Genomic DNA, 25,364 nt, shown 5'->3' with positions numbered 1-25,364 from the left:
CGACAATCCACGCAGGTGACCCATGATCCCCAGAACCTTGTTCAGCTCGGAGCACGAACTCTTCCGCGAGAGCGTGCGCACCTTCCTCGAAAAACACGCCGCGCCCTTTCATGGGCAATGGGAAAAGCAGGGCTATATCGACCGGAGCCTGTGGAACCAGGCGGGGGAGGCGGGCATGTTGTGTTCCCACCTGCCGGAGGAATATGGCGGCCTGGGCGCAGATTTCCTCTACAGCGCGGTGGTGATCGAAGAAGTCAGCCGCCTGGGGTTGACCGGCATCGGCTTTTCTCTGCACTCGGATATCGTCGCGCCCTACATCCTGCATTACGGCAGTGAAGCGCTTAAGCACAAATACCTGCCCAAGTTGATCTGCGGGGAGATGGTCACGGCAATTGCCATGACCGAGCCGGGCGCCGGTTCCGACCTGCAAGGGGTCAAGACCACGGCAGTGCTGGACGGCGATGAGTACGTCATCAACGGCTCCAAGACCTTTATCACCAACGGTTACCTGGCCGATCTGGTGATCGTAGTCGCCAAGACCGATCCCAAGGCCGGCGCCAAGGGCACCAGCCTGTTTCTGGTGGAGGCTGGCACGCCCGGTTTCGACAAGGGCAAGCGCCTTGAGAAAGTCGGCATGAAGGCCCAGGACACCTCGGAGTTGTTTTTCCAGGACGTGCGGGTGCCCAAGGAAAACCTGCTGGGCCAGGCCGGTATGGGCTTCGCATATCTGATGCAGGAGCTGCCTCAAGAGCGTTTGACCGTAGCGATAGGCGCACTGTCTTCAGCCGAAGCGGCATTGCAATGGACCCTGGATTACACCCGCGAGCGCAAGGCGTTCGGCAAGGCGATTGCCGACTTCCAGAACACCCGATTCAAGCTGGCCGAGATGGCCACCGAGATTCAGATCGGCCGTGTGTTTGTCGACAAATGCATGGCGTTGCACCTAGAAGGCAAGCTGGACGTGCCGACAGCGGCGATGGCCAAGTACTGGGCCACGGACCTGCAATGCAAGGTGCTCGATGAGTGCGTGCAGTTGCACGGCGGCTACGGCTTCATGTGGGAATACCCGATTGCCCGGGCCTGGGCGGATGCGCGGGTGCAGCGCATTTATGCGGGAACCAATGAGATCATGAAGGAGATTATTGCGCGGGCACTTTGATTGTCTGGTGCTCTTGATGGCCTCATCGCAGGCAAGCCAGCTCCCACATTTGACGGTATTCACAGATCAACATGTGGGAGCTGGCTTGCCTGCGATGGCGGTCTGAAGGTCAATCAAGGCGCGGGGTTTGGATGATCCTTTTGAATCGCCTCAATCCCTTCCAACACCTCTTTCGACAGTTTCAACTCGGCACTGGCAATGTTGCTATCCAACTGTTCCAGCGACGTAGCCCCAATGATATTGCTGGTCACAAACGGCTGCTGCGTCACAAACGCCAGGGCCATCTGCGCCGGGTCCAGGCCATGTTCCCGCGCCAATGCCACATAGCGGCTGCACGCCGCCTCCGACTGCGGGTTGAAGTAACGGCTGAACCGGCTGTACTCGGTCAGGCGTGCCTTGGCCGGCCGTGCGCCGCCTTCGTACTTGCCGCTGAGCATGCCGAACGCCAGTGGTGAGTAGGCCAGCAAGCCGCACTGCTCACGGATGGCGATTTCCGCCAGGCCCACTTCAAAGCTGCGGTTGAGCAGGTTGTACGGGTTCTGGATCGACACCGCGCGCGGCCAGCCACGGGCTTCGGCCAGGGCGAGGAACTTCATGGTGCCCCATGGGGTTTCGTTGGACAGGCCGATGTGGCGGATCTTGCCGGCCTTGACCTGTTCATCCAGGGCTTCGAGGGTTTCTTCCAGCGGGGTGAGGTCGTCTTCGTCCTTGTGCTTGTAGCTCAGTTGGCCGAAGAAATTGGTGCTGCGTTCCGGCCAGTGCAGTTGGTAGAGGTCGATCCAGTCGGTCTGCAGGCGCTTGAGGCTGGCGTCGAGCGCCTGGGTGATGTGCTTGCGGTTGTGACGCAGGTAGCCATCGCGGATGTAGTCGATGGTGTTGCCGGGGCCGGCGATCTTGCTGGCGAGGATCCAGTCGGCGCGGTCGCCACGGCTTTTGAAATAATTACCGATGTAGCGTTCGGTGGTGGCGTAGGTGTCGGCTTTGGGCGGTACCGGGTACATTTCTGCGGTATCGAGGAAGTTGATCCCCGCGGCCTTGGCCCGTTCGATCTGCGCGAAAGCCTCTGCCTCGCTGTTCTGCTCGCCCCAGGTCATGGTGCCCAACGCGATGGCGCTGACGTTCAGATCGGTGCGGCCCAGCTGTCGGTAATCCATCGGGTACTCCTTCGGGGGAAAACAATCATAAAAGCAGGTTGAATTTTTTTTCGCAATCTGCATAATTGCCCACCTCTTTCTGCAGTGGAAGTGATGCGCCGCCTGCCGAAGAATCTTGCCGTTGAACGGACGCGCCGACCCGAGCCCCCGATAGCGTCTGTATCCGGCTGCCTTTGACTTGTCAAAGTACGCACTATTCAGTAAGATCCGCCGTCTAATTTACAGGGCGGCCCCTGAGGCTATTAAAGAATGACAACTTTTACTGCAAAACCGGAAACAGTTCAGCGCGACTGGTTTGTCGTCGACGCCGCTGGTCAGACCCTGGGTCGTCTGGCCACTGAAGTCGCCAGCCGTCTGCGTGGCAAGCACAAGCCTGAATACACCCCGCACGTTGATACCGGTGACTACATCGTGATCATCAACGCTGAGCAGGTACGTGTTACCGGCAACAAAGCGCAAGACAAAATGTACTACCGTCACTCCGGTTTCCCAGGCGGTATCAAGTCTTCCAACTTTGAAGGCCTGATCTCCAAGAAGCCTGAAGCCCCGATCGAAATCGCGGTCAAAGGCATGCTGCCGAAGGGCCCACTGGGTCGCGATATGTTTCGCAAGCTGAAAGTCTATGCGGGCGCTGTACACCCTCATGCTGCTCAGCAGCCCCAAGAACTGAAGTTTTAACGGAATAGTTCATTATGTCGGCGACTCAAAATTACGGCACTGGCCGTCGCAAAACCGCAACCGCACGCGTTTTCCTGCGTCCGGGCACTGGTAACATCTCGATCAACAACCGCTCCCTGGACAACTTCTTCGGTCGCGAAACTGCCCGCATGGTAGTTCGTCAGCCGCTGGAATTGACCGAGACCGTTGAAAAGTTCGACATCTACGTCACCGTTATCGGTGGCGGTGTAAGTGGTCAAGCTGGCGCAATCCGCCACGGTATCACTCGCGCTCTGATGCAGTACGACGAAACCCTGCGTGGCGCTCTGCGCAAAGCTGGCTTCGTTACTCGCGATGCTCGTGAAGTTGAACGTAAGAAAGTCGGTCTGCGTAAAGCGCGTAAGCGTCCGCAGTACTCGAAGCGTTAATTCGCTTTACGTTCCAGAAAACGCCCAGCCTCCTCACGGAGCTGGGCGTTTTTTATTGCCTGCGATTTATGCACATTTTTCGCCGTGACAACTTGCCACATCCGTAGACCCCCTATACTACAAGGCCTGAGGGCGGAGGCCCGGGCAATTCCCTTGTCATACGTGGGGCTTTTCATTACCATCCGTCAAAATTTTTATAAGTAAAGATTCAACACTTAGTAGACGCCTGATTTAACAGGCCAAAAAGCTGATGGGAGAGGACTGAATGAGCAATGACGGCGTGAATGCAGGCCGGCGTCGCTTCTTGGTAGCAGCCACATCCGTGGTGGGTGCTGCAGGAGCGGTGGGGGCTGCGGTCCCGTTCGTGGGGTCATGGTTTCCCAGTGCCAAGGCGAAAGCCGCAGGTGCACCGGTGAAGGTGAATGTCAGCAAGATCGAGCCAGGTCAGCAGATGATTGCTGAATGGCGCGGCCAGCCGGTTTTCATTGTTCGCCGTACCGAGGAAATCCTGGGGAATCTGAAAAAGATCGAAGGCCAGTTGTCTGACCCGAAATCCGAAAATTCCGATCAGCCCGCCTACGCCAAGAACGAAATGCGTTCGATCAAGCCAGAGATCCTCTTGCTGGTTGGTCTGTGTACCCACTTGGGTTGCTCGCCTACCTTCCGCCCGGAAGTGGCCCCTGTCGATCTGGGCAAGGATTGGGTCGGTGGTTATTTCTGCCCCTGCCACGGCTCGCACTACGACCTCGCTGGCCGTGTCTACAAATCCCAGCCTGCTCCATTGAACCTGCCCGTGCCTCCGCATACCTACGAAACTGACGACCTCATAGTCATTGGCCTCGACAAGGAGAACGCGTGATGAGCAAGTTCATGGATTGGGTGGATGCGCGCTTCCCCGCCACCAAAATGTGGGAAGACCATCTCAGCAAATATTACGCGCCAAAAAACTTCAACTTCTTCTACTTCTTTGGCTCCCTGGCCTTGTTGGTGCTGGTCAACCAGATCGTCACCGGCGTGTGGTTGACGATGAGCTACACCCCGTCGGCGGAAGAGGCCTTTGCTTCCGTCGAATACATCATGCGCGACGTCGAGTACGGCTCGATCCTGCGCCTGCTGCACTCCACAGGCGCGTCAGCGTTCTTCATCGTCGTCTACATGCACATGTTCCGTGGCCTGCTCTACGGTTCGTACCAGAAGCCGCGTGAGCTGGTGTGGGTGTTTGGCATGTTGATCTACCTGGCGCTGATGGCCGAAGCCTTCATGGGCTACCTGCTGCCATGGGGCCAGATGTCGTACTGGGGCGCCCAGGTGATCATCTCGCTGTTCGGTGCAATCCCGGTGATCGGCAACGACCTGACCCAGTGGATTCGTGGCGACTACCTGATCTCCGGCATCACCCTGAACCGCTTCTTCGCCTTGCACGTGGTGGCCCTGCCGATCGTGATCCTGGGCCTTGTGGTACTGCACATCCTGGCACTGCACGAAGTGGGTTCCAACAACCCTGATGGTGTGGACATCAAGAAGCACAAGGACGAGAACGGCATCCCGCTCGACGGCATTCCATTCCACCCTTACTACACCGTGAAAGACATTGTCGGCGTAGTGGTGTTCCTGTTTGTGTTCTGCTCGATCGTGTTCTTTTTCCCGGAGATGGGTGGTTATTTCCTGGAGAAACCTAACTTCGAACAGGCCAACGCCTTCAAGACGCCCGAGCATATTGCCCCGGTCTGGTACTTCACGCCGTTCTACGCGATCTTGCGTGCGATCCCCGACAAACTCATGGGCGTGATCGCCATGGGCGCAGCCATCGCGGTGCTGTTCGTGCTGCCGTGGCTCGATCGGAGCCCGGTCAAGTCGATGCGCTACAAAGGCTGGCTGAGCAAGATCTGGCTGTGGGTGTTCTGCATTTCGTTCGTGATCCTGGGCGTGCTGGGCGTGCTGGCGCCGACCCCCGAGCGTACGTTGCTGTCGCAGGTCTGCACCTTCCTGTACTTCGCCTACTTCATTCTGATGCCGTTCTATACCCGGCTCGAGAAGACCAAACCGGTTCCGGAAAGGGTGACTGGCTGATGAAAAAATTATTCGTTGCATTCGTGCTTGCGGCTCTGCCGCTACTGTCCTTCGCCGCCGAGCATGGCGCGCAGCTGGAAAAAGTCGATATCGATGTGTCTGACAAGGCCGCCATGCAGGATGGGCTGCGTACCTTCACCAACTACTGCATGGGCTGCCACAGCGCCAAGTTCCAACGTTACGAGCGTGTGGCCGATGACCTGGGCATTCCCCATGAGGTGATGCTCAGTCACGCGGTGTTCACTGGCGCCAAGATTGGCGACCATATGAACATCGGCATGCAACCGGCTGACGCCAAGACCTGGTTCGGCGCTGCCCCCCCCGACTTGACCCTGGTGGCCCGCGTACGCGGTACCGATTGGCTCTACGGCTACCTCAAGTCCTTCTATGAAGACCCGGCGCGTCCCTATGGCGTGAACAACAAAGTCTTCCCGAATGTCGGCATGCCGAACGTTCTGGTCGGCCTGCAGGGTCGTCAAGTGGTAGGATGCAAGCAGGTTCAGGTCGTTGAAGACGGCAAGAAGCAATATGATCCGTTGACCGGTACGCCTCTGACCCATGAAGCATGCGATCAACTGACCATCGTGCCCAAGACCGGTACGCTGAACGAAGAGCAGTTCGACGAGAAGGTCAAGAACCTGGTGACCTTCCTGGCCTACTCGGCCAACCCGGTCAAACTGCAGCACCAGCGCATCGGTACGTACGTCTTGCTGTACCTGGCTTTCTTCTTCGTATTCGCTTATCTGCTCAAGCGCGAATACTGGAAGGATGTGCATTGATCCAACCGTAAGCAATTGCTGTTAATCTTGCGCGCCCAGCGGCATCTCTGAACACGTAACGCCTGGTTTGACCGGACGTTACAGAGATGCTCTCTGGGCGCGCTCGTTTTTGAGCTTTCGATAATTTCAACAAGCGAGGAGGACCGCCATGGGCGTGACCAATCGGTTGGCCTGTTACTCCGACCCCGCCGACCACTATTCCCACCGAGTACGCATCGTGCTCGCAGAGAAGGGTGTCAGCGCCGAGATCATCAGTGTGGAGGCGGGCCGTCATCCGCCGAAACTGATCGAAGTGAACCCTTACGGCAGCTTGCCCACCCTGGTCGATCGTGACCTGGCGTTGTGGGAGTCAACCGTGGTGATGGAATACTTGGATGAGCGTTACCCGCATCCGCCTTTGCTGCCGGTGTACCCGGTAGCGCGTGCCAACAGCCGCCTGCTGATCCATCGGATCCAGCGTGACTGGTGCGGGCTGGTGGATGTCATTTTGGATTCGCGTTCTAAGGAAGCCGCTCGGGTGCAGGCGCGCAAGGAATTGCGCGAAAGCCTGACCGGTGTTTCGCCGCTGTTCGCTGATAAACCTTTTTTCCTCAGTGAGGAACAAAGCCTGGTGGATTGCTGCCTATTACCCATACTCTGGCGCTTGCCGATCCTGGGCATTGAACTGCCACGGCCGGCCAAGCCGCTGCTTGATTACATGGAGCGCCAATTTGCGCGTGAGGCTTTCCAGGCGAGTCTGTCTGGTGTCGAACGCGATATGCGCTAAGGCTTAAGGAGCCGTTGATGAACTCCAGTCGACCTTATTTGGTCCGCGCGCTCTATGAGTGGATTGTGGACAACGATTGCACACCGCACATGCTGGTCAATTCCGAGTTTCCCAAGGTGGATGTGCCACAGGGTTTCGCCAGCGACGGACAAATTGTGCTGAACGTATCGCCCAGTGCCGTGCGCCATCTGCACATGGACAACGAAGCGGTGAGCTTTGAAGGGCGTTTCGGTGGCGTACCACATACGCTGTTCGTGCCGATTGGTGCCATCCTCGGGATCTATGCCCGGGAGAATGGCCAAGGCATGGTGTTCGATCTGGAGTCGCCTTTCGAGGACGACGAAACGATCGACGGTGAAGGCGGTGATGATCTACCGCCACCGGACAGCGAGCCGCCGCGTCCTAGCGGTCGGCCGAGCTTGAAAGTGGTGAAGTAGGCAGATTTTGCCTTCAGACCCCTCTGAAAAATGCCTCGACGTTTGTCGGGGCATTTTTTTGCGCAAAGGATATGGATGAAAGTCGCGCCACAACGGTGATCGTACAACCACCATGGGCTATGATGCGGTCTTCAGTTCGCCGAGAAAGATGGTTCATCATGGAAAACGCCAGCGCCGCTCCACGTCTGCCCCGCAAGCGCCGCAGCCTTGCCCAGGAATTGGTCACGGTGTTGTCCGAGCAGATCCGCGATGGCCAGCTCAAACGCGGCGATAAACTGCCTACCGAGTCGGCGATCATGGACGCCCACGGCGTCAGCCGCACCGTGGTGCGCGAGGCCATCTCGCGCTTGCAGGCGGCGGGCCAGGTCGAGACCCGCCATGGTATCGGCACCTTTGTGTTGGACACGCCCAGCCCTAGCGGTTTCCGCATTGACCCGGCCACCGTGGTGACCTTGCGTGATGTGCTGGCGATTCTGGAGCTGCGTATCAGCCTGGAAGTAGAGTCGGCGGGCCTTGCCGCCTTGCGTCGCAGTGATGCACAACTGGCCGCCATGCGTGCGGCCCTTGATGCGCTGAATGAAAGTGCGGCCCACGCTGGCGATGCGGTGGCGTCAGACTTTGCCTTCCACCTGGAAATTGCACTGTCTACCGGCAACCGCTACTTCACCGACATCATGACCCACCTGGGTACCAGCATCATTCCGCGTACCCGCTTGAATTCGGCGCGCCTGGCCCATGATGACCAACAGCATTACATGAGCCGCCTGAGTCGCGAACACGAAGAAATCTATGAGGCAATTGCCCGTCAGGATTCGGATGCGGCGCGGGCGGCCATGCGTCTGCATTTGACCAACAGCCGTGAGCGGCTGCGCCATGCCCATGAAGAGGCAGAAGCGCAGCGCGGCTGAGGTTTGCCATATCCCGTGTGGGAGCTGGCTTGCCTGCAATAGCGGTGTGTCAGTCATTGAGTTTGTTACTGAACCAGTGCATTCGCAGGCAAGCCAGCTCCCACATTTGATCTCCATTATCTGGAGTACCGGGCCTGTTTAGCTGGCGGGTTGATTGGGCTTGTAGTCTTTGAGCAACAGATACGTACTCCACCCCCACCAATCATTGGTCCAGTGTTTGTCGTTCAGGTCATTGACGTCCTTGCGCCGCAGCACCTTGTCCCCCTCCATCTTGAACAACGGCGAGAAGTTATTCGCCGGGTTTTGCGCGGCGTTCAGGTCGGGCACATACAGCGGTGCCTTGAAGCTGGCCGGGGAGGGCGTGACGCCGCTGATGAAGGTTTCGAAGATTTCGTCTGCCGAAGCCTGCACCGCACGTTTTACCTGCACGCGATTATCGGCGTCGATGCTGTCGAAGTAGCGCTTGTCGCCGTAGGCATGCCACTGATCACCCATGGCATTACGCACCTTGAGCCCGAACTTGCTGTCTTCGTCGTGCATGAAGCGGCTGATCAGCGAGCCCAGTTCACCTGGCGTCACAACGGCTGCCAACTGTTTGCGCGGCACTCGCAGGTGCCCGGCAGAAAACAGGTCGGTCAAGAAGTGATCAGCGAAGCTGTTCATCGCATAGGCCAGTTCCAGGGCCTGGTCGGTACCCGTCTGGTGGGCCACAACGGCTTGTTGCAGCGCCGCCGTGTGACCGGCCAGGTACGCGGACAAGGCCCACTCACCGAAGTGATCGGCATTGTCCGCTGCCAGCTTGAGGTAGCGCCCCAAGGGAATCAGGGCCGAAACAGCGCTGCCGCCACCCGTGATGCGGTTCCACTCCTCTGACAACGTATCACCCAGTGCGTCGTAGGCTTCATGGGGTTGTTTGCCATCCTTGATCGCCTGCTTGACGGCGTTGATTTCCTTTTGCATCACCGCCAGGATCTTCTGCGCCTCTTCCCGTGAGGCGGGCAATACGGCGAGAGAGTTGAAGGCTGCAGTGAAACGTTGCACGCGCTCGGCCGCAGAGGCGCCATCGCTGATGGCTTGGCCGGGGATGCCATAGAAATCGCCACCTAAAGCGATCACTTGGCCGTAGGTCAGCGCGAGCCCGTTGGGCAAATGCAATTGCACCTGGTGTGCAGGAATCGCCGCAGCGTCCTTGGCGAAGCGCAGCAGGGTTTCATCGCCGATGGCGGTGTGTTCACCCCCTTCAAAACGCAGGGTTGGCGGGAGTTTCTCGGGTACTGCGAGTTCAAGACCTGACATGTTAGCTCCTTGCTATGTCGTGGGAATCTTCCTTTTTAACTGTATGTATATACAGCTAAAGTTACTATAGGTGAGAAATTTCCTACGTCAAGAGTTGCAATCCACACGTCAGGTGCGAGCGGAGGCTCAACGAATTGCAGTTGACGAATCTTTTTATAGTTGTACGATGACGTACGACATCATCAAAACCAACAACAACGCTTTCCTCAGAAAGTCTTCGCCCAGGGTGTTCGAATAATGAATCCACAAGAACTGAAGTCCATCCTCTCCCACGGTCTGCTGTCTTTCCCGGTGACCGATTTCAACGCCCAGGGTGACTTCCACCAGGCGGGCTACATCAAGCGCCTCGAATGGCTAGCCCCTTACGGCGCCACCGCGTTGTTCGCAGCCGGTGGGACGGGTGAGTTTTTTTCCCTCGCTGCCAGCGAATATTCCCAAGTGGTAAAAACCGCCGTGGACACTTGCGCGTCCAGCGTGCCGATTCTTGCCGGTGTGGGCGGTTCGACCCGCCAGGCCATCGAGTACGCCCAGGAGGCGGAACGCCTCGGTGCCAAAGGCTTGCTGCTGCTGCCGCACTACCTTACCGAAGCCAGCCAGGACGGGGTTGCTGCCCACGTTGAAGCGGTGTGCAAGTCGGTCAAGATCGGCGTGGTGGTTTACAACCGCAATGTCTGCCGCCTGACCGCGCCGCTGTTGGAGCGTCTGGCCGAACGTTGCCCGAACCTGATCGGCTACAAGGATGGCCTGGGTGATATCGAGCTGATGGTGTCGATCCGTCGCCGCCTGGGTGACCGATTCAGCTACCTCGGCGGTCTGCCGACTGCAGAGGTTTACGCCGCGGCCTACAAAGCCCTTGGAGTGCCGGTGTACTCCTCGGCGGTGTTCAACTTCATCCCGAAAACCGCCATGGATTTCTACCACGCCATTGCCCGCGAAGATCACGTCACCGTCGACAAGATCATTGATGACTTCTTCCTGCCTTACCTGGACATCCGTAATCGCAAAGCCGGGTACGCAGTGAGCATCGTCAAGGCCGGCGCGAAAATTGTCGGGTATGACGCCGGCCCGGTGCGTACGCCGCTGACCGATCTGTTGCCGGAAGAATACGAAGCCCTGGCAGCGCTGATCGACAAGCAAGGCGCGCAATAAATTATCCACAAGGCCGCTGAGCAATCAGCGGCCTTTTGCGTCAGGAGAAGATTTGTGTCCCAAGCAAAGCGTTTCGAAAACTACATCAACGGTGAATGGGTAACCGGCGCCGACTATTGCACCAATATCAACCCGTCTGATTTGTCCGATGTCATCGGCGAATACGCCAAAGCGGACGTGGCCCAAGTCAACGCGGCCATTGACGCGGCCCGCGCCGCTTTCCCGGCCTGGTCCACGTCCGGTATCCAGGCGCGCCACGACGCGCTGGATAAAGTCGGCAGTGAAATCCTTGCCCGTCGCGAAGAGCTCGGCACCTTGTTGGCCCGGGAAGAGGGCAAGACCCTGCCCGAAGCCATCGGCGAAGTGACCCGCGCCGGTAATATTTTCAAGTTCTTCGCCGGTGAATGCCTGCGCCTTTCAGGTGATTACGTGCCCTCGGTTCGTCCGGGCGTCAGCGTTGAAGTGACTCGCGAAGCCCTTGGCGTGGTGGGGCTGATTACTCCATGGAATTTCCCGATTGCCATTCCCGCGTGGAAAATCGCCCCGGCCCTGGCCTACGGCAACTGCGTGGTGATCAAACCTGCGGAGCTGGTGCCGGGTTGCGCCTGGGCCCTGACGGAGATCATTTCTCGCGCTGGTTTCCCTGCTGGTGTGTTCAACCTGGTGATGGGCAGCGGTCGTGTCGTCGGCGACGTGTTGGTCAACAGCCCGAAAGTCGATGGCATCAGCTTCACCGGCTCCGTTGGCGTGGGTCGTCAGATCGCCGTCAATTGTGTGTCGCGCCAGGCCAAAGTGCAGTTGGAAATGGGCGGCAAGAACCCGCAGATCATCCTCGATGACGCCGACCTCAAGCAGGCGGTGGAGTTGTCGGTGCAGAGCGCGTTCTATTCCACCGGCCAGCGTTGCACCGCGTCGAGCCGTTTGATTGTCACCGCCGGTATTCACGACCGGTTTGTTGCGGCAATGGCTGAGCGCATGAAGTCGATCAAGGTCGGCCACGCGTTGCACACCGGCACCGACATCGGGCCAGTGGTGTCCCAGGCCCAGTTGGACCAGGACATGAAATACATCGACATCGGCCAAAGCGAAGGTGCGCGGCTGGTGAGCGGTGGCGGCCTGGTGACCTGCGACACCGAAGGCTATTACCTGGCGCCGACCTTGTTTGCCGACAGCGAAGCGGCGATGCGCATCAGCCGTGAAGAAATCTTCGGCCCGGTGGCCAACGTGGTGCGTGTGGCTGACTACGAGGCGGCGCTGGCCATGGCCAATGACACCGAATTCGGCCTGTCGGCGGGTATCGCCACTACGTCGCTGAAGTACGCCAACCACTTCAAACGCCACTCCCAGGCCGGGATGGTGATGGTCAACCTGCCGACGGCGGGTGTGGACTACCACGTTCCATTCGGTGGCCGTAAGGGCTCATCCTACGGTTCGCGTGAGCAAGGTCGCTATGCGCAAGAGTTCTACACCGTGGTGAAGACCAGCTATATCGGCTCGTAATACGCAGCATCCTGTGGCACTGGCTTTATGTGGGAGCTGGCTTGCCTGCGATAGCATCACCTCGGTCTTGCTGACACACCGAGGTGTCTGCATTGCGGACAAGCCCGGCTCCCACAGGAAAAACAAAAAATCATTACCCGCAAAAAAAATAATTAGTGGGAGTACCTCTTCATGCAAGCGACCAAGCCGACCCATGTCCGCTATTTGATCCTGCTCATGCTGTTTCTGGTGACCACGATCAACTATGCCGACCGCGCAACTATCGCCATCGCCGGCTCCAGCCTGCAAAAAGACCTCGGCATCGACGCGGTCACCCTCGGTTACATCTTCTCCGCATTCGGTTGGGCTTACGTGGCCGGGCAAATTCCTGGCGGCTGGCTGCTCGACCGCTTCGGCTCGAAAAAAATATACGCCTTGAGCATCTTCACCTGGTCGCTATTCACCGTGCTGCAAGGCTATGTCGGTGAGTTCGGCGTCTCCACCGCCGTAGTGGCGCTGTTCATGTTGCGCTTTATGGTGGGCCTGGCCGAGGCGCCGTCGTTTCCGGGCAATGCCCGTATTGTTGCGGCGTGGTTTCCTACGGCTGAGCGCGGCACCGCATCGGCAATCTTCAATTCGGCGCAGTACTTCGCCACGGTGTTGTTTGCGCCATTGATGGGCTGGATCGTCTACCGCTTCGGCTGGCAGCATGTGTTTATCGTGATGGGCGTGATCGGCATCGTGTTCTCGCTGATCTGGCTGAAAGTTATCCACAGCCCGCGCCAGCATCCGATGATCAACGAGGCCGAGTTCAACCACATCGCTGCCAACGGCGCGATGGTCGACATGGATCAGGACAAGGGCAAGGGTAAGAAAACTGATGGGCCGAAGTGGGATTACATACGCCAGTTATTGACCAACCGCATGATGCTCGGCGTGTACCTGGGCCAGTACTGCATCAACGGCATCACCTACTTCTTTCTGACCTGGTTCCCGGTGTATCTGGTGCAGGATCGCGGCATGACCATCCTCAAGGCTGGTTTTATCGCCTCGTTGCCGGCGATCTGCGGCTTTATCGGCGGTGTGCTCGGCGGGGTGATCTCTGACTACCTGCTGCGTAAAGGCCACTCGCTGACCTTTGCCCGCAAGGCGCCGATCATTGGTGGCCTGCTGATCTCCAGCAGTATCGTGGCCTGCAATTACGTGGACATCGAATGGATGGTGGTGGGCTTCATGGCCCTGGCGTTCTTCGGCAAAGGCGTTGGCGCACTGGGTTGGGCGGTGGTGTCCGACACCTCGCCGAAGCAGATCGCCGGCCTCAGTGGCGGCCTGTTCAACACCTTCGGTAACCTGGCGTCGATCACCACGCCGATTGTCATTGGCTACATCATCAGCACTACCGGCTCGTTCAAATGGGCCCTGGTGTTCGTCGGCGCCAACGCGCTGGTCGCAGTGTTCAGCTACCTGGTGATTGTCGGCCCGATCAAGCGCGTGGTGCTCAAAGAGCCGCCCGCCAAAGGCCCTGAGTTGACCAACCTTTCCCAAGCGCATTCCTGAGGTTCGTGTGATGCAGTTGATTGAACATGCCGACTCGCCGCGCTCGATCCGTTTGCACGAGCGCGACAATGTGGTGATCGTGGTAAACGACCAGGGTGTGCCGGCGGGGACCGAATTCCCCGACGGCCTGGTCACCGTGGAGTTCATACCCCAGAGCCACAAGGTCACACTGGAAGATATCCCCGAGGGCGGCCGGATTATCCGCTACGGTCAGACCATCGGTTACGCCCTGGCTCCGATTCCGCGTGGCAGTTGGGTGCAGGAAGATCAGCTGCGCATGCCCACCGCGCCACCGCTTGACAGCTTGCCGCTGTCCACCGAGGTGCCTGAAACCCAGGCACCGCTGGAGGGGTTCACCTTCGAGGGCTATCGCAATGCCGACGGTACCGTGGGCACGCGCAATATCCTCGGCATCACCACCACCGTGCAGTGCGTTACCGGCGTGCTGGACCACGCAGTCAAGCGCATCAAGGATGAGTTGCTGCCCAAGTATCCCCACGTCGATGATGTGGTGGCGCTGACTCACAGCTACGGCTGCGGCGTGGCGATTACGGCGACGGATGCCTATATCCCGATCCGCACCGTGCGCAATCTGGCGCGCAACCCGAACCTGGGCGGTGAAGCCCTGGTGATCAGCCTGGGCTGCGAGAAATTGCAGGCCGGCCAGGTGATGCACGATAACGACAGCTCGGTGGACTTGAGCGAGCCGTGGTTGTATCGCCTGCAGGATTCCAGCCATGGCTTTACCGAAATGATTGAGCAGATCATGGCGCTGGCCGAGGTGCGCTTGAAGAAACTCGACCAGCGCCGTCGGGAAACCGTGCCGGCCAGCGAGCTGATCCTGGGTATGCAGTGCGGTGGTAGTGATGCGTTTTCCGGTATCACCGCCAACCCGGCGCTGGGGTATGCCTCGGACTTGTTACTGCGGGCCGGCGCGACGGTGATGTTTTCCGAAGTGACTGAAGTGCGCGATGCCATTTACCTGCTGACTTCCCGCGCACAGAACCAGGAGGTTGCCCGGGAACTGGTCAGGGAAATGGACTGGTATGACCGTTACCTGGCCAAGGGTGAAGCAGACCGCAGTGCCAATACCACGCCGGGAAACAAGAAGGGCGGGCTGTCGAATATTGTCGAGAAGTCATTGGGCTCCATCGTCAAGTCCGGCAGCAGCGCGATCAACGGCGTGCTCGGCCCCGGCGAGCGCTTGAAGGGCAAGGGCCTGATTTTTTGCGCCACCCCGGCCAGTGATTTTGTGTGCGGCACCTTGCAACTGGCGGCAGGGATGAACCTGCATGTATTCACCACCGGGCGTGGCACGCCGTACGGGCTGGCGATGGCGCCGGTGGTCAAGGTGTCGACCCGCACCGAGCTGGCCCAGCGCTGGCCGGACCTGATCGATATCGACGCCGGGCGCATTGCCACCGGGCGCGCGAGCATCGAGGAGCTGGGCTGGGAGTTGTTTCACTTCTACCTGGACGTGGCCAGTGGCAGGAAGCAGACGTGGGCGGAGCATCACAAGTTGCATAACGACATCACGCTGTTCAACCCGGCGCCGATTACCTGAGACCGAGTCGCCTGCATCGGGAGCAAGCCCCCTCCCACATTGGTCCGCATTTCAACAGAATGAATGCGTTCAAATGTGGGAGGGGGCTTGCTCCCGATAGCGGTAGACCAGACGACACGGGCTGCATGGCTTATCATTAGCCAACTAACGACGCCCACCAAGGTTCTCCCCGGCATGCTGGCAATCTTCCTTACCACCCTCACCATCACCGCGCCGGTGTTTGCCATGCTGTTTCTGGGTGTGCTGCTCAAGCGCATCAACTGGATCAACGACAACTTTATCCACACCGCGTCGTCGCTGGTGTTCAACGTCACCATGCCGGCGCTACTGTTCCTGGGCATCCTGCATGCCGATCTGCACGCGGCACTCAAGCCGGGTTTGCTGATCTATTTTGCCGTCGCCACCCTGGCGAGCTTTGCTTTGGCCTGGGGCTGGGCGATTTTTCGCTGCAAGCGTGAAGACCGGGGCATTTACACCCAGGGTGCGTTTCGCGGCAATAACGGGGTGATCGGCCTGGCGCTCGCCGCCAGTATGTACGGTGACTACGGGATCTCCCTGGGCGCAATCCTCGCGGCGCTGGTGATCCTGTTTTACAACACGCTGTCGACCATTGTGCTGGCGGTGTACAGCCCGGTGATCAAGTCCGACCCGTGGAGCATTTTCAAGAGTGTGGTGGCTAACCCACTGATCATCAGCGTGATCGTTGCGGCGCCGTTCGCGTACTTTCAGATCAGCTTGCCCGGCTGGTTCGAAAAGTCCTTGCAGTACCTGTCGGATACCACGCTGCCGTTGGCGTTGATTTGCATCGGCGGCACCTTGTCCATGGCCGCGCTGCGCAAGAGCGGCAACATGGCGTTGAGTGCGAGCCTGATGAAGATGATCTGGTTGCCGGTGATCGCAACCTTGGGCGCTTGGTTGCTGGGCTTTCGCGGGCCGGAGCTGGGGATTCTGTTCCTGTACTTCGGCGCGCCGACAGCCGCGGCCAGCTTCGTGATGGCCAGGGCGGCGCAAGGCAATCATGAGCTGGCGGCGGCGATTATCGTGATCACTACGCTGATGGCGGCGGTGACCACCAATATCGGGATTTTCGTATTGCAGGCGGGTGGCTGGATCTAGGCGTCTTTCTGGTAGCTTTCGATCACTTCCTGCGCCGCCCGAAAGGCATCAATCGCCGCCGGCACACCGGCATACACCGCGCAATGCAGCAGCGCTTCGCGAATCTCGTCTACCGTGCAGCCATTATTAAGTGCACCGCGCACGTGGCCCTTGAGTTCCTGCGGGCATTTGAGGGCTGTCAGGGCGGCGAGGGTGATCAGGCTGCGGGTCTTGAGCGGCAAGCCTTCGCGGTTCCAGACAGCGCCCCACGCATGTTCATTGACGAAGTCCTGCAGCGGCTGGGTGAACGCCGTGGCATTACCCAGGGCGCGGTCGACGAATGCATCGCCCATGACTTGGCGTCGTACCTCAACTCCGGGTTTTTTCTGATCGGTCATTTCGATTCCCTCTTGTGTTGGCGGTGCCAGGCGCGCACAGAGGTGAACAACAGCAAAGCCACCAACGCCGGCAGGACGTAATACAGCATCAATTGTTCAAGCTTGTTGGCCAGGGGCATACCGGTGGTGAACGCCATTACGTGCAGCCCGTACGCCAGGTACAACCCCAGCAGCACCAGCCCTTCGATACGCGTCACGCGGTAGCCGGTATAAAACACCGGCAGGCACAGGACGATGGCACCGAGCATCACCGGCAAATCGAAGTCCAGGGCATTGGGTGATACCGACAGCGGCGACGGCGCCACCAGCGCGGTAAAGCCCAGCACTCCCAGCAGGTTGAACAGGTTGCTGCCGATCACGTTGCCCACCGCAATTTCCCGCTCGCCGCGCAAGGCGGCGATCAGCGATGTGGCAAGGCAGGGCAGCGAGGTGCCCACGCCGATGAGCGTCAGGCCGATGACGCGCTCCGACAAGCCCAGGTCGCCCGCCACTTCCACCGCGGCGCCCAGCAACAAATGCCCGGCCAGTACCAGCACCAATAGCCCGGCGAACATCAGTAACGCGCTGCTCAACCAGGGTGCCTTGGCTACGGTGTCCAGGGTGCGCGGGCGGCGTGAATGACGCGTCTGGTGGTGCAGCACGCCAAGGTAAGCTACCAGCGCCACCAGCAGCAAAACACCATCGAGCGGTGTCAGCACTTCATTGGCGGCCAGGATAAACACCAGCAGACCGGCGAAGATCATCACCGGGATATCCACACGCACCAGTTGCCGTGAGACCCGCAGTGGAATGATCAGCGCCGACAGGCCCAGGGTGACGAGGATATTGAAAATGCTGCTGCCAATAACGCTACCCACGGCGATATCGGTATTGCCGGCCAGCGTGGCCTGGAGGCTGACGGCCATCTGCGGCGCGCTGCTGCCGAAGGCGACAACGCTCAGGCCGATGATCAGCGGTCGCACTTTGAGGCTGGCCGCCAGGCGCACGGCGGCGCGTACCAGGATCTCGGCGCCGACGATCAACAGCAGCAAGCCGCCGACCAGTTCGAGCAGGCTCCAGGGCGAAAGGGCGTTCAATCCGAAAATACTCAAGGCAGCCTCAATCAGTTGTTCAGGGCTTGCACGCGAACCCGTGCGGTGCCGCTGCCCAGCATACGCAGTTGCTCGGCAGCCTTGCGGGAAACGTCGATCAGGCGCCCACGGGTGTGCGGGCCGCGGTCATTGATGCGCACCACGACCGATCGGTCGTTGTTCAGATTGGTCACTTTGACCCGCGTACCGAAGGGCAGGCGCCGATGCGCAGCGGTCAAGGCGTTCTGGTTGAAGGGTTCACCACTGGCGGTTCTTTTGCCATGGTGTTTGGCGCCGTAATAGGAGGCGGTGCCGGTTTCGTCGTAACCGTTGGGGTCGATGAGACCGCTGGCGCAACCGGCCAGCAGGGAGGACAAGGCCAGGAGGCCGAGTAGACGCTTCATTGTCAGGACATCCCCAATAAAAAATGTGGAGAGGGAGCAAGCCCCCTCCCACACAGGTTGGAGCCAGACCTTGAGGTCTGCTCCAACCATTCACCGCAATCAGCCTTCGAGCTTGCTTTTAAGCAGCTCGTTCACCTGTTGCGGGTTGGCTTTGCCCTTGGAAGCTTTCATGGCCTGGCCGACAAAGAAGCCGAACATCTTGCCGCGCTTGGCTTCGTCTGCGGCGCGGTATTGCTCGACCTGTTCGGCATTCGCCGCGAGCATTTCATCGAGTACGGCCGAAATCGCGCCGCTGTCGGTGACTTGCTTGAGACCACGCTTCTCGATGATCTCGTCGGCGTTGCCTTCACCCGCGGCCATCGCTTCGAACACCGTCTTGGCGATTTTGCCGGAGATGGTGTTGTCCTTGATGCGCAGCAGCATCCCGCCCAATTGTTCGGCAGTTACAGGCGCTTCGTCGATTTCCAGGCCCTGTTTGTTCAGCAGGCTGCCCAGTTCGACCATCACCCAGTTGGCCGCCAGCTTGGCGTCGCCGGCAATGCTCACGACTTTTTCGAAGTAGTTGGCTTGTTCACGGCTGGAGGCCAGCACGCTGGCATCGTAGACCGACAGGCCGAACTGCTCCTGGAAGCGCTCGCGTTTTTGCTGCGGCAGTTCCGGCAGGGTGGCGCGGATGTCGTTGAGGAACGAATCCTCCAGCACCACCGGCAACAGGTCCGGGTCGGGGAAGTAACGGTAGTCGTTGGCTTCCTCTTTGCTGCGCATGGCGCGGGTTTCGTCTTTGTTCGGGTCGTACAGGCGCGTTTGCTGGATCACCTTGCCGCCGTCCTCGATCAATTCGATCTGGCGACGCACTTCGCTGTTGATCGCCTTCTCGATGAAGCGGAACGAGTTGACGTTCTTGATCTCGCAGCGGGTGCCGAACTCAACCTGGCCCTTTGGCCGGATCGACACGTTGCAGTCGCAACGCAGCGAGCCTTCGGCCATGTTGCCGTCGCAGATGCCCAGGTAGCGCACCAGCGCGTGGATGGTCTTGACGTAGGCCACGGCTTCCTTGGCACTGCGCATGTCCGGTTCGGAGACGATTTCCAGCAGCGGCGTGCCGGCACGGTTCAGGTCGATACCGGTGGCGCCGGGGAATTCTTCGTGCAGGCTCTTGCCGGCGTCTTCTTCCAGGTGCGCACGGGTTACGCCGACACGCTTGATGGTGCCGTCTTCCAGCGGGATGTCCAGGTGGCCCTTGCCGACGATCGGCAGTTCCATCTGGCTGATCTGGTAGCCCTTGGGCAGGTCCGGATAGAAGTAGTTCTTGCGTGCAAACACGTTGTGCTGGCCGATTTCGGCGTCAATCGCCAGGCCGAACATCACCGCCATGCGCACCGCTTCCTGGTTCAGCACTGGCAGCACACCGGGCATGCCCAGGTCGACCAGGCTGGCCTGGGTGTTGGGCTCAGAGCCGAACGTGGTGGCGCTACCGGAGAAAATCTTCGATTGGGTGGCGAGCTGGGTATGAATCTCCAGCCCGATCACAACTTCCCATTGCATAGTGTTCTCCTCAGAAGCCGGTAGGGGTGCGGGTGTGCCAGTCGGTGTGCAACTGGTACTGGTGCGCCACATTGAGCAGGCGGCCTTCCTGGAAATACGGGGCGAGCAATTGCACGCCAACCGGCAAGCCGTCGACGAAACCGGCAGGCATGGACAAGCCCGGCAGGCCCGCGAGGTTGGCGGTAATGGTGTAGAGGTCTTCCAGGTACTCGGCGATCGGGTCGCCGGTCTTGGCGCCGATCTTCCAGGCCGGGTTCGGCGTGGTTGGGCCGAGGATCACGTCGACTTCTTCGAAGGCGGCCATGAAGTCGTTCTTGATCAGGCGACGGATTTTCTGCGCCTTGAGGTAGTACGCGTCGTAGTAGCCGGCGGACAGGGCATAGGCACCGACCATGATCCGGCGCTGGACTTCACTGCCGAAGCCTTCGCCACGGGAGCGTTTGTACAGGTCGGTGAGGTCTTTCGGGTTTTCGCAGCGATAGCCGAAGCGCACGCCATCGAAGCGCGACAGGTTGGAAGACGCCTCTGCCGGCGCGATCACGTAGTAGGCGGGAATCGCGTGCTGGTTGTTCGGCAGGCTGATTTCCTTGATCACCGCGCCGAGCTTTTCCAGCTCTTTGATGCTGTTTTGCACCAGATCGGCGATACGCGGGTCGAGGCCGGCGCTGAAGTACTCTTTCGGCACGCCGATGCGCAGGCCCTTGAGCGAGGTATTCAGGCTGGCGCTGTAGTCCGGCACGGGCTCATCGATGCTGGTGGAGTCCTGTTTATCGAAGCCTGCCATGCCTTGTAACAATATTGCACAGTCTTCAGCGGTGCGTGCCAGAGGGCCGCCCTGATCGAGACTTGAGGCGTAGGCGATCATGCCCCAGCGGGAAACGCGACCGTAGGTCGGTTTCAGGCCGGTGAGGTTGGTGAACGCGGCGGGCTGGCGGATCGAACCGCCGGTGTCGGTAGCCGTAGCGGCGGGCAGGAAGCGTGCGGCCACGGCCGCAGCCGAGCCACCGGACGAGCCGCCGGGCACGTGCTCAAGGTTCCACGGGTTTTTCACCGCGCCGTAGTAGCTCGACTCGTTGGCCGAACCCATGGCGAATTCGTCCATGTTGGTCTTGCCCAGGGTCACAGCCCCGGCGGCGGCCAGCTTGGAGACCACGGTGGCGTCGTAGGGCGCCTTGAAGTTGTCGAGCATCTTCGAGCCGCAGCTGGTGCGAATGCCCTGGGTGCAGAACAGGTCCTTGTGGGCGATGGGGGCGCCCAGCAGAGGGTTGTTTTCACCGTTGGCGCGACGTGCGTCGGCCGCCTTGGCCTGGCTCAGGGCCAGCTCTTGGGTGAGGCTGATGAAGCTGTTGACCTTGGGATCGTGCTCGGCGATGCGCGCAAGCAGGGTCTTGGTCAGCTCTTCGCTGGAAAACGTTTTGTCGGCGAGACCGCGGGCGATCTCGGCCAGAGTCATGTGATGCATGAAAGGCTCTTTCCCTTTAGTCGATGACTTTCGGAACCAGGTACAGGCCGTTTTCGACCGCTGGCGCGATGGACTGGTAAGCCTCGCGGTTATTGCGCTCGGTCACGACGTCTGCGCGCAGGCGCTGACTGGCTTCCAGCGGGTGAGCCAGGGGCTCGATGCCGTCGGTATCGACGGCCTGCATTTGGTCAACCAGCCCGAGAATGCTGTTCAGGGCTGCGGTGGTCTGTGGAAGATCGGCGTCATTGAGGCCAAGCGAGGCCAGATGCGCGATTTTTTCCACGTCGGAGCGTTCAAGCGCCATGGGATTCTCCAGTGGAAAACAGAACGGAAGGCGTCCGTGTGTTAGATTGTCGGAACACTACCGCATTTCTACGGTCATATGGCCGCGATTGTGGGGGTTGGTGCACAGAAAGTCGGCCAATTTAGCACATTGGCGCCTTGCCCAAAATCCCTGTCGTTGTTAGAGTTTGCCGCACTTTTTTACCCACGCGTTGCCTAGGGTCCCTTTCCCATGTTCAAGAAACTGCGTGGCATGTTTTCCAGCGATCTTTCCATTGACCTGGGCACTGCCAACACCCTTATTTACGTGCGCGAGCGCGGTATCGTTCTGAATGAGCCATCGGTTGTGGCCATTCGGACCCATGGTAATCAGAAAAGTGTCGTTGCCGTTGGCACCGAGGCCAAGCGTATGCTCGGCCGTACACCAGGCAACATTGCTGCCATTCGTCCGATGAAGGATGGCGTGATCGCCGATTTCAGCGTCTGCGAGAAGATGCTGCAGTACTTCATCAACAAGGTTCACGAAAACAGTTTTCTGCAGCCCAGCCCTCGTGTGCTGATCTGCGTTCCGTGCAAGTCCACCCAGGTTGAGCGTCGTGCCATCCGTGAATCGGCCCTTGGCGCCGGTGCCCGCGAAGTGTTCCTGATCGAAGAGCCGATGGCGGCTGCGATCGGTGCCGGCCTGCCGGTTGAAGAAGCCCGCGGCTCGATGGTGGTGGATATCGGTGGCGGTACGACCGAAATCGCCCTGATTTCCCTGAACGGTGTGGTGTATGCCGAATCCGTGCGTGTGGGTGGCGACCGTTTCGACGAAGCGATCATCACGTATGTGCGTCGCAACTACGGCAGCCTGATCGGCGAATCCACCGCCGAGCGCATCAAGCAGGAAATCGGCACCGCATACCCGGGCGGCGAAGTTCGCGAAGTCGATGTTCGCGGTCGCAACCTGGCCGAAGGCGTTCCACGTGCCTTCACCCTGAACTCCAATGAAGTGCTGGAAGCTCTGCAAGAGTCCCTGGCCACCATCGTTCAGGCCGTGAAGAGTGCCCTGGAGCAGTCGCCGCCGGAGCTGGCTTCCGATATCGCCGAGCGTGGCCTGGTGCTGACCGGTGGTGGCGCCTTGCTGCGCGACCTCGACAAGCTGCTGGCCCAGGAAACCGGTCTGCCGGTGATCGTTGCCGAAGACCCGCTGACCTGCGTTGCTCGTGGTGGTGGTCGTGCGCTGGAAATGATGGATAAACACACCATGGACCTGCTCTCCAGCGAATAAGATTGCCTGGATGGTTCATGCTTGGTCGGCAGGCAGCACTTTGCAGTGCTGCCTGTTGGCGTTTATCTTCTTCAATCTGCATCCAGGCCGGTTTGATGCCGTATGAATAAAGAGAACATTTGCCTGGGAGGAGCGGCTTATTAAACCGCTTTTCGCCAAAGGCCCCTCATTGGGCGTGCGCTTATTGGTGCTGACCGTGCTTTCGGTCGCGCTGATGGTGGTCGATGCCCGCTTTGCACTGCTCAAGCCCGTGCGTAGCCAGATGTCGCTGGTGTTGATGCAGACCTACTGGATCACCGACCTGCCACAACGTCTCTACCAGGGCGTGGCCAGCCAATTTGGCAGCCGCACCGAGCTGATCGCCGAGAACGAAAAACTCAAGACTGAAAACCTGCTGTTGCAGGGGCGCATGCAAAAGCTGGCGGCCCTCACCGAGCAGAACGTTCGTCTGCGCGAGTTGCTCAATTCTTCCGCGTTGGTCAATGAAAAGGTTGAAGTCGCCGAGCTGATCGGCATGGATCCGAACCCGTTCACTCATCGCATCATCATCAATAAGGGTGAGCGCGACGGTGTGGTCCTCGGCCAGCCGGTGCTCGATGCCCGTGGCCTGATGGGCCAGGTGGTGGAGTTGATGCCCTACACCTCGCGCGTCCTGCTGCTGACGGACACGACCCACAGCATTCCGGTTCAGGTCAACCGCAACGGCTTGCGCGCGATTGCCAGCGGTACTGGCAACCCCGAACGCCTCGAACTGCGCCATGTTGCCGACACTGCGGATATCAAGGAAGGCGACCTGCTGGTCAGCTCCGGCCTGGGCCAGCGCTTCCCGGCCGGCTACCCGGTGGCGACGGTCAAGGAAGTGATCCACGATTCTGGCCAACCATTCGCGATCGTTCGGGCCGTGCCGACGGCTGCCCTTAACCGTAGCCGTTACCTGCTGCTGGTGTTCAGCGATAACCGCACCCCGGAGGAGCGCGCCAACGACGCCGCCCAGGCCCAGGAAGCGGAAGACAAGCAGAACGGCACCGCGCCGGTCGTCCCCGCCATTGTGCCCAAACCGGCCTTCGTCGGGCCACCAGCGCCTGCGGCTGCGCCGGCCGTTCCGGCAACCGCAGCGCCTGTCGCCACACCAGCCAAGCCTGCTGCACAGAGTGCTCGCCCGGCTAAACCGGCGGCGACCACCGCGCCTGCGAGGCCTGCGACAACCGCTCCGGCCACCACACGGCAGAGGGAGGAATAATGGCCGGTACTCATTCGCGCAATGGCTGGATCGTCTGGCTGACTTTCGCTATTGGCTTGCTGCTCAGCGTTTCGCCGCTGCCGCAATTCATGGAAATCCTGCGCCCGCTCTGGCTGGCCTTGCTGCTGGCGTTCTGGTCTTTGAACCTGCCGCACAAGGTGGGCATGGTCACTGCGATGTGCCTGGGTTTGGCGGAGGATGTGCTCTATGGCACCTTGCTGGGCCAGAATGCGTTGATCCTGACCCTGATCACTTTCCTGGTGCTGTCGTTGCAACAGCGCCTGCGCATGTTCCCTATGTGGCAGCAGTGCCTGGTGATCCTGGTGATTTTCGGTCTGGCGCAGTTGGTGCAATTGTGGCTGAGCGCATTGACCGGCAACCGTCAGCCCACCCTGGCGCTGGTCTTGCCGGCCCTGGTCAGTGCACTGCTGTGGCCCTGGATCAGTTTTGGCCTGCGTGGGCTGCGTCGCCGCTATAAAATCAATTGAATGGTTGCGAGGCTCTGCCTGGTTATCGAACCCAACAGGGAGAGGCTGCAATGATTTCGCTTTATCTGGCCTCGGGCTCCCCGCGGCGACGTGAGCTGCTGACCCAGATCGGTGTGCCCTTCACCGTAGTCAGCGCCGCTATTGATGAAACCCCTCATGCCAACGAACCCGCCGTTGCCTATGTCGAGCGCCTTGCGCGCGGCAAGGCAACGGCGGGTTTTGTTGCGCTTGGCCAAACCTCGGGCACCTGCGTATTGGGCGCCGATACGGCGGTGATTATTGACGGCCAGATCCTGGGCAAACCCGTGGACCAGGCCGACGCGCTGGCAATGCTGATGGCCCTTTCGGGCCGCGAGCATGAAGTGCTCACCGCGATTGCCCTCACCGACGGCCAGCGCTGCGAAACTCGATATGTAAGCAGTCTTGTACGTTTTCGCCAGCTTTCTGTCGAAGAGGCTACAACCTACTGGCACAGTGGCGAACCCCAGGACAAGGCCGGCGGCTATGCTATCCAAGGCCTGGGTTCGGTGTTCGTTGCCGGCCTCAATGGCAGTTATTCTGCGGTGGTTGGTCTGCCCGTGTGCGAAACCGCGCAACTGCTCGTCCAATTCGGCATACCCTGTTGGCAAAACATTACCGTGCGCTGAACGCCGTATTCCAGCGCCAAGCCTTGAGCGATCGGTCACTATTGTGAAAACGCCTGAACG

General features: G+C 59.6%; 26 protein-coding genes. 18 read left to right on the top strand and 8 right to left on the bottom strand.

The window, feature by feature from the left end; translation table 11 throughout:
• Positions 1-22 precede the first annotated feature (22 nt).
• Entirely contained in the window at positions 23-1,159 is a 1,137-nt protein-coding gene (locus E4P00_RS14365; protein ID WP_032877806.1) for an acyl-CoA dehydrogenase family protein, read from the top strand.
• Between the two features lie 113 nt (positions 1,160-1,272).
• Here E4P00_RS14365 and E4P00_RS14360 read toward each other — a convergent pair whose 3' ends face one another.
• Positions 1,273-2,313 carry an NADP(H)-dependent aldo-keto reductase gene (locus E4P00_RS14360; RefSeq protein WP_248131814.1) on the bottom strand — a complete coding sequence of 347 codons (1,041 nt, stop codon included), beginning with the start codon at positions 2,311-2,313 and terminating at the stop codon, positions 1,273-1,275.
• A gap of 249 nt (positions 2,314-2,562) precedes the next feature.
• Between E4P00_RS14360 and rplM the strand changes: the two genes are divergently transcribed.
• From rplM to E4P00_RS14320, 8 genes are all read left to right on the top strand, one after another.
• Positions 2,563-2,991: a 50S ribosomal protein L13 gene (rplM, locus tag E4P00_RS14355; protein ID WP_003171742.1), complete on the top strand. Its 429-nt coding sequence runs from the start codon at positions 2,563-2,565 to the stop codon at positions 2,989-2,991.
• 14 nt (positions 2,992-3,005) lie between these two features.
• On the top strand, positions 3,006-3,398 hold the full coding sequence (gene rpsI / locus E4P00_RS14350; RefSeq protein WP_002555064.1) for a 30S ribosomal protein S9: 393 nt from the start codon (positions 3,006-3,008) through the stop codon (positions 3,396-3,398).
• Positions 3,399-3,663: 265 nt separating this feature from the next.
• Entirely contained in the window at positions 3,664-4,257 is a 594-nt protein-coding gene (petA, locus tag E4P00_RS14345) for a ubiquinol-cytochrome c reductase iron-sulfur subunit (RefSeq protein WP_032877804.1), read from the top strand.
• Positions 4,257-5,468 carry a cytochrome bc complex cytochrome b subunit gene (locus E4P00_RS14340; RefSeq protein WP_032877803.1) on the top strand — a complete coding sequence of 404 codons (1,212 nt, stop codon included), beginning with the start codon at positions 4,257-4,259 and terminating at the stop codon, positions 5,466-5,468. Before petA ends, E4P00_RS14340 begins: the two co-directional genes overlap by 1 nt.
• Positions 5,468-6,247, top strand: coding sequence for a cytochrome c1 (locus tag E4P00_RS14335; protein WP_005784777.1), 780 nt, complete (start codon positions 5,468-5,470; stop codon positions 6,245-6,247). Before E4P00_RS14340 ends, E4P00_RS14335 begins: the two co-directional genes overlap by 1 nt.
• Before the next feature lie 148 nt (positions 6,248-6,395).
• Positions 6,396-7,013 (top strand): glutathione S-transferase N-terminal domain-containing protein, encoded by a 618-nt coding sequence (locus E4P00_RS14330; RefSeq protein WP_005784778.1) that lies wholly within the window; start codon positions 6,396-6,398, stop codon positions 7,011-7,013.
• Between the two features lie 17 nt (positions 7,014-7,030).
• Positions 7,031-7,450: a ClpXP protease specificity-enhancing factor gene (locus tag E4P00_RS14325; RefSeq protein ID WP_005784780.1), complete on the top strand. Its 420-nt coding sequence runs from the start codon at positions 7,031-7,033 to the stop codon at positions 7,448-7,450.
• A gap of 158 nt (positions 7,451-7,608) precedes the next feature.
• On the top strand, positions 7,609-8,358 hold the full coding sequence (locus tag E4P00_RS14320) for a FadR/GntR family transcriptional regulator (RefSeq protein ID WP_032877801.1): 750 nt from the start codon (positions 7,609-7,611) through the stop codon (positions 8,356-8,358).
• Between the two features lie 138 nt (positions 8,359-8,496).
• Here the strand turns inward: E4P00_RS14320 and E4P00_RS14315 are convergent, their stop codons facing one another.
• Positions 8,497-9,654 carry a phospholipase gene (locus E4P00_RS14315; protein ID WP_103734634.1) on the bottom strand — a complete coding sequence of 386 codons (1,158 nt, stop codon included), beginning with the start codon at positions 9,652-9,654 and terminating at the stop codon, positions 8,497-8,499.
• Positions 9,655-9,891: 237 nt separating this feature from the next.
• Between E4P00_RS14315 and kdgD the strand changes: the two genes are divergently transcribed.
• The 5 genes from kdgD (at position 9,892) to E4P00_RS14290 (ending at position 16,519) form a co-directional block, all read left to right on the top strand.
• Positions 9,892-10,803: a 5-dehydro-4-deoxyglucarate dehydratase gene (gene kdgD, locus E4P00_RS14310; RefSeq protein WP_005784786.1), complete on the top strand. Its 912-nt coding sequence runs from the start codon at positions 9,892-9,894 to the stop codon at positions 10,801-10,803.
• A gap of 54 nt (positions 10,804-10,857) precedes the next feature.
• A complete protein-coding gene (locus E4P00_RS14305; RefSeq protein WP_248131811.1) occupies positions 10,858-12,303 on the top strand; it encodes an aldehyde dehydrogenase family protein in 1,446 nt (481 codons plus the stop codon).
• A gap of 171 nt (positions 12,304-12,474) precedes the next feature.
• Entirely contained in the window at positions 12,475-13,839 is a 1,365-nt protein-coding gene (locus E4P00_RS14300; RefSeq protein ID WP_005784790.1) for an MFS transporter, read from the top strand.
• Between the two features lie 10 nt (positions 13,840-13,849).
• Positions 13,850-15,403 (top strand): galactarate dehydratase, encoded by a 1,554-nt coding sequence (garD, locus tag E4P00_RS14295; RefSeq protein WP_005784791.1) that lies wholly within the window; start codon positions 13,850-13,852, stop codon positions 15,401-15,403.
• A gap of 174 nt (positions 15,404-15,577) precedes the next feature.
• Positions 15,578-16,519 (top strand): AEC family transporter, encoded by a 942-nt coding sequence (locus tag E4P00_RS14290; protein WP_005784792.1) that lies wholly within the window; start codon positions 15,578-15,580, stop codon positions 16,517-16,519.
• Here the strand turns inward: E4P00_RS14290 and E4P00_RS14285 are convergent.
• The 6 genes from E4P00_RS14285 to gatC all read right to left on the bottom strand — a co-directional run bounded on the left by E4P00_RS14285 (position 16,516) and on the right by gatC (position 21,681).
• On the bottom strand, positions 16,516-16,896 hold the full coding sequence (locus tag E4P00_RS14285; RefSeq protein ID WP_032877796.1) for a carboxymuconolactone decarboxylase family protein: 381 nt from the start codon (positions 16,894-16,896) through the stop codon (positions 16,516-16,518). The two genes, E4P00_RS14290 and E4P00_RS14285, sit on opposite strands and share 4 nt — an antisense overlap.
• Complete coding sequence (locus E4P00_RS14280; protein ID WP_177327422.1) at positions 16,893-17,939, bottom strand: calcium/sodium antiporter; 1,047 nt, start codon at positions 17,937-17,939, stop codon at positions 16,893-16,895. The genes E4P00_RS14285 and E4P00_RS14280 overlap by 4 nt, the downstream gene beginning before the upstream one ends.
• A gap of 59 nt (positions 17,940-17,998) precedes the next feature.
• A complete protein-coding gene (locus tag E4P00_RS14275) occupies positions 17,999-18,370 on the bottom strand; it encodes a septal ring lytic transglycosylase RlpA family protein (protein ID WP_005784798.1) in 372 nt (123 codons plus the stop codon).
• A 99-nt stretch (positions 18,371-18,469) separates the two neighbouring features.
• Positions 18,470-19,915 (bottom strand): Asp-tRNA(Asn)/Glu-tRNA(Gln) amidotransferase subunit GatB, encoded by a 1,446-nt coding sequence (gene gatB / locus E4P00_RS14270; protein WP_005784800.1) that lies wholly within the window; start codon positions 19,913-19,915, stop codon positions 18,470-18,472.
• 10 nt (positions 19,916-19,925) lie between these two features.
• On the bottom strand, positions 19,926-21,377 hold the full coding sequence (gatA, locus tag E4P00_RS14265; RefSeq protein ID WP_032877795.1) for an Asp-tRNA(Asn)/Glu-tRNA(Gln) amidotransferase subunit GatA: 1,452 nt from the start codon (positions 21,375-21,377) through the stop codon (positions 19,926-19,928).
• 16 nt (positions 21,378-21,393) lie between these two features.
• Entirely contained in the window at positions 21,394-21,681 is a 288-nt protein-coding gene (gatC, locus tag E4P00_RS14260; RefSeq protein WP_005784804.1) for an Asp-tRNA(Asn)/Glu-tRNA(Gln) amidotransferase subunit GatC, read from the bottom strand.
• 210 nt (positions 21,682-21,891) lie between these two features.
• Between gatC and mreB the strand changes: the two genes are divergently transcribed.
• The 4 genes from mreB (at position 21,892) to E4P00_RS14240 (ending at position 25,304) form a co-directional block, all read left to right on the top strand.
• Entirely contained in the window at positions 21,892-22,929 is a 1,038-nt protein-coding gene (gene mreB / locus E4P00_RS14255) for a rod shape-determining protein MreB (RefSeq protein ID WP_002555108.1), read from the top strand.
• 139 nt (positions 22,930-23,068) lie between these two features.
• Positions 23,069-24,169 (top strand): rod shape-determining protein MreC, encoded by a 1,101-nt coding sequence (mreC, locus tag E4P00_RS14250; protein ID WP_078820290.1) that lies wholly within the window; start codon positions 23,069-23,071, stop codon positions 24,167-24,169.
• Complete coding sequence (gene mreD, locus E4P00_RS14245; RefSeq protein WP_003188558.1) at positions 24,169-24,657, top strand: rod shape-determining protein MreD; 489 nt, start codon at positions 24,169-24,171, stop codon at positions 24,655-24,657. Before mreC ends, mreD begins: the two co-directional genes overlap by 1 nt.
• Positions 24,658-24,707: 50 nt before the next feature.
• Positions 24,708-25,304 carry a Maf family protein gene (locus tag E4P00_RS14240; protein WP_078820291.1) on the top strand — a complete coding sequence of 199 codons (597 nt, stop codon included), beginning with the start codon at positions 24,708-24,710 and terminating at the stop codon, positions 25,302-25,304.
• The last annotated feature ends 60 nt before the right edge of the window (positions 25,305-25,364 follow it).

Source organism: Pseudomonas sp. B329 (assembly GCF_023127835.1).
Lineage (GTDB): Bacteria > Pseudomonadota > Gammaproteobacteria > Pseudomonadales > Pseudomonadaceae > Aquipseudomonas > Aquipseudomonas synxantha_A.
Note: the sequence above shows the minus strand (reverse complement) of the source record. Positions and strands in the feature narration are given on the sequence as shown.

Bases quoted from the DNA above. Each gene is read 5' to 3' on its own strand.
- E4P00_RS14365 (WP_032877806.1), top strand. From the start codon at position 23: ATGATCCCCAGAACCTTGTTCAGCTCGGAGCACGAACTCTTCCGCGAG.
- E4P00_RS14360 (WP_248131814.1), bottom strand. From the start codon at position 2,313: ATGGATTACCGACAGCTGGGCCGCACCGATCTGAACGTCAGCGCCATC.
- rplM (WP_003171742.1), top strand. From the start codon at position 2,563: ATGACAACTTTTACTGCAAAACCGGAAACAGTTCAGCGCGACTGGTTT.
- rpsI (WP_002555064.1), top strand. From the start codon at position 3,006: ATGTCGGCGACTCAAAATTACGGCACTGGCCGTCGCAAAACCGCAACC.
- petA (WP_032877804.1), top strand. From the start codon at position 3,664: ATGAGCAATGACGGCGTGAATGCAGGCCGGCGTCGCTTCTTGGTAGCA.
- E4P00_RS14340 (WP_032877803.1), top strand. From the start codon at position 4,257: ATGAGCAAGTTCATGGATTGGGTGGATGCGCGCTTCCCCGCCACCAAA.
- E4P00_RS14335 (WP_005784777.1), top strand. From the start codon at position 5,468: ATGAAAAAATTATTCGTTGCATTCGTGCTTGCGGCTCTGCCGCTACTG.
- E4P00_RS14330 (WP_005784778.1), top strand. From the start codon at position 6,396: ATGGGCGTGACCAATCGGTTGGCCTGTTACTCCGACCCCGCCGACCAC.
- E4P00_RS14325 (WP_005784780.1), top strand. From the start codon at position 7,031: ATGAACTCCAGTCGACCTTATTTGGTCCGCGCGCTCTATGAGTGGATT.
- E4P00_RS14320 (WP_032877801.1), top strand. From the start codon at position 7,609: ATGGAAAACGCCAGCGCCGCTCCACGTCTGCCCCGCAAGCGCCGCAGC.
- E4P00_RS14315 (WP_103734634.1), bottom strand. From the start codon at position 9,654: ATGTCAGGTCTTGAACTCGCAGTACCCGAGAAACTCCCGCCAACCCTG.
- kdgD (WP_005784786.1), top strand. From the start codon at position 9,892: ATGAATCCACAAGAACTGAAGTCCATCCTCTCCCACGGTCTGCTGTCT.
- E4P00_RS14300 (WP_005784790.1), top strand. From the start codon at position 12,475: ATGCAAGCGACCAAGCCGACCCATGTCCGCTATTTGATCCTGCTCATG.
- garD (WP_005784791.1), top strand. From the start codon at position 13,850: ATGCAGTTGATTGAACATGCCGACTCGCCGCGCTCGATCCGTTTGCAC.
- E4P00_RS14290 (WP_005784792.1), top strand. From the start codon at position 15,578: ATGCTGGCAATCTTCCTTACCACCCTCACCATCACCGCGCCGGTGTTT.
- E4P00_RS14285 (WP_032877796.1), bottom strand. From the start codon at position 16,896: ATGACCGATCAGAAAAAACCCGGAGTTGAGGTACGACGCCAAGTCATG.
- E4P00_RS14275 (WP_005784798.1), bottom strand. From the start codon at position 18,370: ATGAAGCGTCTACTCGGCCTCCTGGCCTTGTCCTCCCTGCTGGCCGGT.
- gatB (WP_005784800.1), bottom strand. From the start codon at position 19,915: ATGCAATGGGAAGTTGTGATCGGGCTGGAGATTCATACCCAGCTCGCC.
- gatA (WP_032877795.1), bottom strand. From the start codon at position 21,377: ATGCATCACATGACTCTGGCCGAGATCGCCCGCGGTCTCGCCGACAAA.
- gatC (WP_005784804.1), bottom strand. From the start codon at position 21,681: ATGGCGCTTGAACGCTCCGACGTGGAAAAAATCGCGCATCTGGCCTCG.
- mreB (WP_002555108.1), top strand. From the start codon at position 21,892: ATGTTCAAGAAACTGCGTGGCATGTTTTCCAGCGATCTTTCCATTGAC.
- mreD (WP_003188558.1), top strand. From the start codon at position 24,169: ATGGCCGGTACTCATTCGCGCAATGGCTGGATCGTCTGGCTGACTTTC.
- E4P00_RS14240 (WP_078820291.1), top strand. From the start codon at position 24,708: ATGATTTCGCTTTATCTGGCCTCGGGCTCCCCGCGGCGACGTGAGCTG.